The 7,827-nt window shown below is 57.8% G+C and carries 8 protein-coding genes and 1 pseudogene; 4 read left to right on the forward strand and 5 right to left on the reverse strand.

The window, feature by feature from the left end; all coding sequences use genetic code 11:
• Nucleotides 1–323 precede the first annotated feature (323 nt).
• From H1Y01_RS15515 to H1Y01_RS15525, 3 genes are read right to left on the reverse strand one after another with little or no spacing between them, the layout of a single operon-like run.
• Complete coding sequence (locus H1Y01_RS15515) at nucleotides 324–1,184, reverse strand: MBL fold metallo-hydrolase (protein ID WP_180541422.1); 861 nt, start codon at nucleotides 1,182–1,184, stop codon at nucleotides 324–326.
• Nucleotides 1,129–1,653, reverse strand: coding sequence for a nuclear transport factor 2 family protein (locus tag H1Y01_RS15520; RefSeq protein WP_180541423.1), 525 nt, complete (start codon nucleotides 1,651–1,653; stop codon nucleotides 1,129–1,131). Before H1Y01_RS15520 ends, H1Y01_RS15515 begins: the two co-directional genes overlap by 56 nt.
• Nucleotides 1,638–2,045, reverse strand: a complete 408-nt coding sequence (locus H1Y01_RS15525; RefSeq protein WP_180541424.1) for an ester cyclase — start codon at nucleotides 2,043–2,045, stop codon at nucleotides 1,638–1,640. The genes H1Y01_RS15520 and H1Y01_RS15525 overlap by 16 nt, the downstream gene beginning before the upstream one ends.
• 222 nt (nucleotides 2,046–2,267) lie before the next feature.
• Between H1Y01_RS15525 and H1Y01_RS15530 the strand changes: the two genes are divergently transcribed.
• From H1Y01_RS15530 to H1Y01_RS15545, 4 genes are all read left to right on the forward strand, one after another.
• Entirely contained in the window at nucleotides 2,268–3,239 is a 972-nt protein-coding gene (locus H1Y01_RS15530) for a GlxA family transcriptional regulator (protein ID WP_219341594.1), read from the forward strand.
• A 182-nt stretch (nucleotides 3,240–3,421) separates the two neighbouring features.
• Nucleotides 3,422–4,135: a toll/interleukin-1 receptor domain-containing protein gene (locus tag H1Y01_RS15535; RefSeq protein WP_180541426.1), complete on the forward strand. Its 714-nt coding sequence runs from the start codon at nucleotides 3,422–3,424 to the stop codon at nucleotides 4,133–4,135.
• Nucleotides 4,132–5,241: a KGGVGR-motif variant AAA ATPase gene (locus H1Y01_RS15540; RefSeq protein ID WP_180541427.1), complete on the forward strand. Its 1,110-nt coding sequence runs from the start codon at nucleotides 4,132–4,134 to the stop codon at nucleotides 5,239–5,241. The genes H1Y01_RS15535 and H1Y01_RS15540 overlap by 4 nt, the downstream gene beginning before the upstream one ends.
• The gene (locus H1Y01_RS15545) at nucleotides 5,202–5,819 is read left to right on the forward strand and encodes a hypothetical protein (protein WP_180541428.1); all 618 of its coding nucleotides are present in this window, start codon (nucleotides 5,202–5,204) and stop codon (nucleotides 5,817–5,819) included. Before H1Y01_RS15540 ends, H1Y01_RS15545 begins: the two co-directional genes overlap by 40 nt.
• A 71-nt stretch (nucleotides 5,820–5,890) precedes the next feature.
• On the opposite strand, the gene H1Y01_RS15550 is transcribed toward H1Y01_RS15545, so the two are convergent.
• Nucleotides 5,891–6,100, reverse strand: a complete 210-nt coding sequence (locus H1Y01_RS15550; protein WP_367399792.1) for a DUF433 domain-containing protein — start codon at nucleotides 6,098–6,100, stop codon at nucleotides 5,891–5,893.
• A 25-nt stretch (nucleotides 6,101–6,125) separates the two neighbouring features.
• Nucleotides 6,126–7,827: pseudogene (locus tag H1Y01_RS15555) on the reverse strand (molecular chaperone DnaK); the annotation flags it as partial.

Here is a 7,827-nt window from a genome sequence, read left to right on the forward strand (position 1 = left end):
ACGGTTCCGGAACCCGCTTCCTCACGGTCGCGGCTCGGTACTCCGGTTTCGCTGATGGGCGTGCTCCGCTTCCGCGTGTTTGATGCGCTGCTATTCTTCTTCATGCCGGTCTCCTTTTGCACCTTCAGAACAGCGCTATAAGCGCTACGCCGCAATGGTATCGGTTTTGGATTTCTGTTAAATGACGGATCAGTGGCAATCGTCGCGACCTGGATGTGAGGATCGGGCGGAATGCTTCTCGTCGGCGCCTTGCACTCTAACCAAGCAGCGCTTCGCCGGGTCGTAAAAAAGCGGGGGGCGCCGAACGCGCGGCGCCTCGCCCGTTACTTGGCCGGAAAGTAAGCCGGAATGGTGAACACCGTCAGGAATTGCTTCGCGTGATAGTCAGGAAATTTGGAGAGCATTTCCTGCTCGACTGCCCGACCATCTCCCAAGCCCAACGCGGACTGAAAGGCTGTCAGGTAGTCCCGCGTCTTCTGGATCAATTTCGCCGGGACGTCCGGCTCGCCGTGGCCCGGATACGCGGTGTGGATGCGGCCATTGGAGAACGTTTCGAGTTCGTTGAGGCGATCAAGCCAGGCGTCCGGCCGCTTTTCCGCCAGGTAGCAGTGTGCTTCGTTGTAAACCAGGTCAGACGCGAGATGGCTTTTGAGTGCCGGGATGTTCAGCGTTGCGAAATGCCGGCTTTCGCCCTCCCGGAACTCGACAATTTCGATCTCCTCGCCTTCAACCGTCAACTTTGACGCCGCAATCTCGTCCGGAACAATGAGCTTCTTCGGCCCGTTCGGACCAAGTTTGCTCTGCAACATCGAGAGAATGGGGGGACCGGCTGCATTCAGATCCCCAATGACGTTTGGGGTACTGACGACCTTGACGTCCGGGAAGTGCTCGACGATCACCTCCGATCCCATGAAGTGGTCGGGATGCGCATGCGAAATGAACAGGTGCGTGAGCGTCTTGCCGGTGGCCTTGATCTTGGAAACCAGATCCTCGGTGTCAGGCCGGAGCATGAAGACGTCGAATAGCAAGGCCTCCTTCGGGCCAGAAACGAGATAGGCGTTCGACCAACTGCCGCCCTCGCTGGACGTGAACTTTTCGATAGTGAGTGCTTGTGACATAGATGCCTTTTCAGCTTGCGATTGAGGGCTCGGGGATCTCGTGATCGACCTGGTCGCGCTTGACAATCCATTTGCCTCCGTCACGAAAAGCGGCGGCAACGTCGAACGTGCTTTCCAGAAAGTGGTACTTGCGTATCTTGCCGTTCTCCATTTCGAAGTAGATCGCGTAGGGAATATCCATCACGCGGCCGGTCGCCTTCGCGGCCAGCCGGAACCAGCCAAACGCCGCGGCGCGATCGCCCTCCGAGATGACTTCGCGGGGACCATATGCGGTGACATCCAGGTTGGCGTGTAACCGGTCCAGAAAGGCGGACACATTGGCGTGACCGTCGTGCTTGCCAAGCCAGGGGAGAGCGGCTTCGAGTTCCGGGGAGATCGGCGGCAGTTTGCCTTCCCTGTCGCGGTGCGAGGTCCCGTTGACGATGTACTCGATGTCCGGAGCAAGGAACCGCTCGACGATAGAGTGGTCCTTCTTCGAGACGGCATCGAGGTAGGCGCCGACGACCTCGGCGTTGGTGCTTAGCTGCGCCGCCATACCGTCCCTCCATCTTCCTGAGGCGCGGTTACGGTGGCCCAGCGCTCGGCGATCTTATCGCCCTCGAACCTCCAAAGCACAAATCCGTGGAACTCCATCTTCTTGCCCGTATGCGGATCGGTCCAGCGCCAAATATTGCGGCAAACGACGCGATCGCCCTCGGAGATGAGTTCCTCGATGGTGAGGTGAACGTCCGGCATTGCGTGGTACATGCCGAGCATCATTTCCTCATCGCCGTGGGCATCCGTTGGCTTGTTGCCGGGGCCATTGTGGTCGTAGAAGTCCGGGCTCATGTTGTGCCGGATCACGTCCGCTTTGCGATTGTTCACGAAATCTTCAAAGTGTTGCCGGACAAAGTCTTTCTGTTGTTCTGGTGTAAGAGACGAAGGCATGCTTCCTCGGGTTAAGTGTTTGTTGACAATGCGCTTGAAATCATACGTGACAAGTTAACGATGCCGGTCTTGCCGACGCCGGTTTTCTTGGTTGCCGCCGAACAATTTCCTTCACTGAATCTAACTCCTGCGCACGGCCAACTCAAAGGACAAAACTCAGACATTTCAGGCCATTTTTTTTGATACGGGAGCGATGCTACCGTCGAAGAGGTTATGCAAAACGTGCGGCGACACATAGCACTCCTTGCTACTCCCAATGCGCAAGCATTAGAGGTCACCGGGCCGATCGAAGTGTTCGCGATGGCCAATCGAAAGCTGCGAGAGGCAGGCCGATCGGGCGCGAACACTTATGACATCAGCCTAATATCCGCGGTTGAAGACCTTCACATTTACAGCGCATCCGGCCTGCGGATCCTCGCCGAACGATGTTACAGCGAATGCCAAGAACCGATTGATACTTTGCTGATCGCCGGGGGACTCGATTTGTGGTCGGCGTCAGATCACCCCGACCTGCTGGAGTGGATACGGAAGCAGGAGAAGCAGGTCCGGCGGATTGCTTCCGTGTGCACCGGAGCTTTCGTCCTGGCTGAAGCCGGGTTACTCGAGGGGAAGCGTGTGACGACTCACTGGTATTTTGCTCAGCAATTGCAGGAGCGCTTTCCGGCAACGATCGTCGACCCGGAGCCGATCTTCATTCGTTCCGGCAAATTAGCGACTTCCGCGGGCGTAACAGCCGGGCTAGACCTCGCATTGGCTCTAGTCGAGGAAGATTTGGGACTGGATATATCGTTGCGTGTGGCTCGCGCGCTTGTTCTGTTTCTCAGGCGTTCTGAAGGGGAGAACCAGATCAGCACATCGCTAGCCCTTCAAGGCACTACGCGCCTACCGCTTCGGGAGATTCCTATCTACATACTTGAACATCTGAGTGACGACCTAAGTGTTGAGGCATTAGCAGCGCGGCTCTCGATGAGTCCAAGAAATTTCTCGCGTGTCTTCGCGGAGGAGTTCAATCGAACACCTGCTACTTTCGTGGAAGAGTTGCGCCTTGATACCGCAAGAAGGTTGTTGAACGAGAGCGAGAAGAGCATGGACGAGATCGCAGCCAATTGCGGGTTCGGCGGCGCGGATCAATTGCGACGCGCCTTTAAGAGAAAGTTCGGATACACGCCGCCAGCGCTTCGCGCAGCGCGATAGCCGAAAATGGGCAGCCTGGAACGCATCAATCGCGCGTGGACTTAGGGGAGTGCGAGGAACGCGTGTTCGCCGGACGTCTCCCGACCGGGAGCGCGGTGAGGCTGGCGAAGCAGACGAGGCGATGCCTGCAACTTAAGCGAGGGCGCCGGGCACGGGCTCGCGGACCTGTCTAAAAACTCGGAATGAGCCAGCAACGAAAAAACGCGAAGCTCGATGTACCGGAGATTTGGACGCGCTCCTGTTCCGGTAGGGTTTGTTCGTATGCGAAAATGCAAATGCGAAACTTCAAAAAAGGCGCACGTCTCGGAGCGATGAGCGTATCCACCGACTACAAGTACGATATCTTCTTCAGCTATAAGCGCCATGGTCTTACCAAAGAATGGACCAGAAATTTTCAGGGCCAGCTAGAGTTCTGGCTTGGCCAAGAATCTGAACGTGAGATCAAGACGTTTGTCGATATCGACACTATCGAGATCGGGGATCGGTGGCCCACAAAGCTGCAGGAGGGCATCCGACTTTCTCGCTGCCTGGTTTGTGTCTGGTCGCCGATGTATTTCCAGTCCAGCTGGTGTGTCTCAGAGTGGCAGAGTTTTCGGGCTCGCGAGAGAGTTGCGAACATCGGGTCGCATGGTTTAATTGCGCCTATCAAGTTCCACGATGGCGAGTATTTTCCCGCGGAGGCGCAGGAAGTTCAGTCGCTCGACGTGCGACCTTTCGCATCCACGCTACCTGCGTTCTGGAACAGCCCTCGATCCCTAGAACTTGAAGACCAAGTTAAGCTTCTCGCTAAGTCGATCGCGAGAATGCTCCAGAGGGTGCCTCCATTCCGACAAAACTGGCCCATCGTTGAGCGCGCAGGCCAAGCGGCTGCGACCATCCCGCTGGGTAGGCTATGAACGCACACGAGTTTCCCGGCTCAGGAATTGTTTATACGTTCTACTCGTATAAGGGCGGCGTTGGACGTAGTATGGCGGCAGCAAACGTAGCTGCCTTGATGGCGAAGTGGGGTCACTCGGTGCTGATCGTCGACTGGGACCTGGAAGCGCCCGGCCTAGAACGATTTTTTGTTCGTCCCCCGTCAGCTGCTGAAATCGTGGGTAAGTCAAAGCCTGGAATTGTAGATCTCATCGAAAGTACGGCGAACGGCAATCATTTGAGTTGGCAAGACTGCGTGCATACATTTACTCTCGGCTCGAATGTCACACCTGTGTCGCTGATCTCCGCAGGTCAGCGAGGAGATGGGTATGTCCGAAAGGTGCAAGAACTTGATTTTTCGACTTTGTTTGCAGCCCATAATCTAGGGGGCTACATCGAGGAACTCAGATCGGCCTGGCTCTCTAAATTCGACTTCGTACTTATCGACAGCAGAACTGGCGTCACAGACATCGGTGGCATTTGCACCGTCCACCTCGCAGACGTGCTCGTCCTTCTCTTCACCTCAACCGATTCCAGCGTCGATGGTGCGCTTGACATTATCAATCGGGCTCGCGTGGCAAGGCAACAGCTGCCTGTAGATCGAGGAAGACTCCTTGCGGTACCACTCCCGGCTAGGGACGAGAGCCGAACAGAGTACGAGCGCGCAGCAGAGTGGAGAAAGATCTTTGCGCGTAACTTCGAATTCTTGTATCGAGATTGGTTACCGAGTGAGTCGTTGCTACAGGAGGCGATGGAGATTCTTCGGATTCCTTATATCCCCTATTGGAGCTTTGGCGAACGGCTGCCTGTTTTGGAGGAGGGTTCGGCTGATCCCTCCGGATTAGCGTACGCTTACGAAACTCTCGCCCGCCTTCTTGTGGCGAAGCTAGACTGGAACCAGGCGTTGAAGGAACGCACTTCCCTTCCGCCTCCGAGCGCAAAAGGCAGGCGCCTCGATGATGCGTGGGCTAAAAGCAAGCGCAAGATCGCTCTAAACGGTCTTCATAGCGTATCAAAAAAGCGTTCACTGAAATCTACCATTGCTGCGTGGATTCCCCGATCGACCGTTTACAGGATCAACTATTGACAGCTGCGCGCCTAGCTCAGGTTCACACATTCGGATGGCCCGTTGGCGTGGTACTGGACCGAGACGAAGTACGCCCTAAACCAACAAACGAGGGGATCGTCGCAGATGTAAAAGCCTCCTGGTTCACAGGCGGCAAAATGTACGATTATTGGATCCTGACTCGAAAAGGTGACTTCTATACCCTGTTTTCGCTTTTCGAGGACGACAAGGAAGAGGGCGTTCTGTATTTCGACACTCAGGTCGTGCGCACTACCGAGGCTCTCTTGCATTGCGGTAATCTTTACCGCGCCCTCGGCGCCGACTCAAAAGCGTCTATCCAGTTGAGGATGAGCTACGGAGGGCTACGGGGGAGGCGTCTTAAAGGAGCCGGGAACCGAAGAATACTTGAAGCAGTGAATGAACACGAGGATGAGGTACAGAGCGAAGTTATGTTCCGACTCGACGAACTCGACGCAACCATAACTAAGCTTGTTATGGACCTTTGCAGCCCGCTTTTCATGTTGTTTGACTTTTTCAACCTACCTCAAAGCGCTTACGAAGGCGTTGTGACCGATTTCCTTGCGGGCCGGGTTACATAAGTCGCCGACATGAGCCGTGCCGGGATACATATCGGCTAACCGCGGGGAGGGGTTCTCGTCCAGCAACAACTTTAAGCAGGTACGGAGAGCATGCGCCGCTCACGGTCGGCGGCAAAGGCTAAACACGCCAGGAGATCGTCGCGGGTCAGGTCAGGGAAATCGGCGAGGATCTCCGCTTCTGACATTCCTGAAGCGAGGTAATCGAGAACATCATAGACAGTGATGCGGAGGCCGCGAATGCACGGCTTGCCTCCCATTTTGTCGGGCTCGATTGTGATGATCTCCCGAGGTTAGCCGACCGGTCGCTCACGCTCGCGGCTCAGTGACGGGCTTTGCAACGCTTGCTAACTTCAGACCGCTCGGCAAGCTTTCCCCGAAGATGCGGCCCATCGCGCGTTCGTCCTGCTCGTCCTCGCCTGACAATATCGCCAGGTGCCGCTCGCTCTTGAGCTTCGAGCGAACGGCATCAAACGTGGCCGCGGAGACGTCGCGGACGGGATCGCCCGTATGCCGGGCCAGCGCCGCCAGGGTTTCTTCCGCGCCCTGGACTTTGAGTAGCGCTTCGATCCATCTCGTCACAACGGCGGGTTGAAGGACCTGATTCGCCGGGCCGTAGAAAAGCTGGCGGGCGCCGAGGCGCGCGAGACACCAGAAATCGTTATCGCGGAAGACCAGTGCTTTGCCGTTGCGGATCAGCGCGTCGCCCAGTTCGGACCGCGTTCCCGCCGGCAGCAGTTCCAGGCTCGATGCCGTGCGCCACATCTCGCGCAGCAGGCTCGAATTGATGCGCTGCGGTTTCTTGTTGCCGCGCGGCAGCAGGATCGGCGAGAGGCGCTGGAAGATGTCGACCTGCTGGTTGCGATTCAGTCCGCCGGCGACGCGGCCCCAGAAGATCCACCAATCGATTTCGTTCTGCGCCTGATTGCCGAACTGTAAGCCGCCCGCGTAGATTCGCCGGGCTTGCTCGATGCGGTATTCATCGCCCGTGAAACCGAATCCGGGGCGCAGGCAGAAACCGCCGAGATTCAGCCAGCGCACTTCATAGGCGGCGCTCTTCTTGCGACCTTCAACCGACGCAAGGAATGCGTCGGCGAACTCGCGCGCGGCGTTGACCGGCCAGGAGTTCCGCCCCAGCGCTAACAGCTGTTCGAGCTTGGCGGGTAGTTCCTCGGGAGTGACGCTTGACCCGGCCGGCGAGAAGACGGCGGTGATCAGCGCTGTCCCGTCTGTCACCGCGGCGTCGCTGACCACCGCCGCAGGCCTGGACGCGACGGAAGCGGCTCCTTTGCGCAACTCAAACTGCAATCGCCAGCGATGATCGCTGATCTTCGATTCGCACCAGGTCTCAAGCGTGCCGACCTCGGTCAGGCGCGCGCCAAGCTTGACCGGTACTTCGCGCTCGCCCTGTTTTCCGAAACGTAGAACGGCTTCGAGCGGAGCGTGCCGATGAAACTCAGCTTCGATGGGAATCAGTTGTCCGGGCGCATCGTCGACGCGCGCGAGCGAACTGTAGAGGGCGAAGCGGACCGGGCGGTTGGCGACGACGTGAAGATCGTCGCGATCGACTTCCAGCGTGGTTCCTTCTTCAGTGCCGCGCGGAACCAGACAGACGGCCGCGTCGGCTCCGATGCCGATGTAGTAGGCGCGCGGCAATCCCCCGCGAACGATGACGCCAGAGCCGGTAGAGCGCACATAGCTGTAATAGGCCGCGCCGCGCGAGACGGCGAGATCGAGATCGCGGTTCTCGAAGATCTCGGGGCGCTTGCCGTACCAGCGCTGGACGGCGTCGGCAACGCGCTCGCGGCAGACTTCGGGGATGAAGAAGCCGCCGTTGAATAGGATCGCGTCGGGAATCTGGCCGGCGCTTTCGAGGAACGCGCCGAGGTGTTTGGTGATGGCGGGGTCGGTCTCATACGGCAGACCGAGTTCGCGGAACAGGCTGCGCTTTTCTTCTTGCGGCAGCGTGCCGCGTTCGGTCAGCGGCAGGAAACCTTCGAGCGCCAGTTCG

This window comes from Nevskia soli, assembly GCF_903970205.1.
Taxonomy (GTDB): domain Bacteria; phylum Acidobacteriota; class Terriglobia; order Bryobacterales; family Bryobacteraceae; genus Bog-113.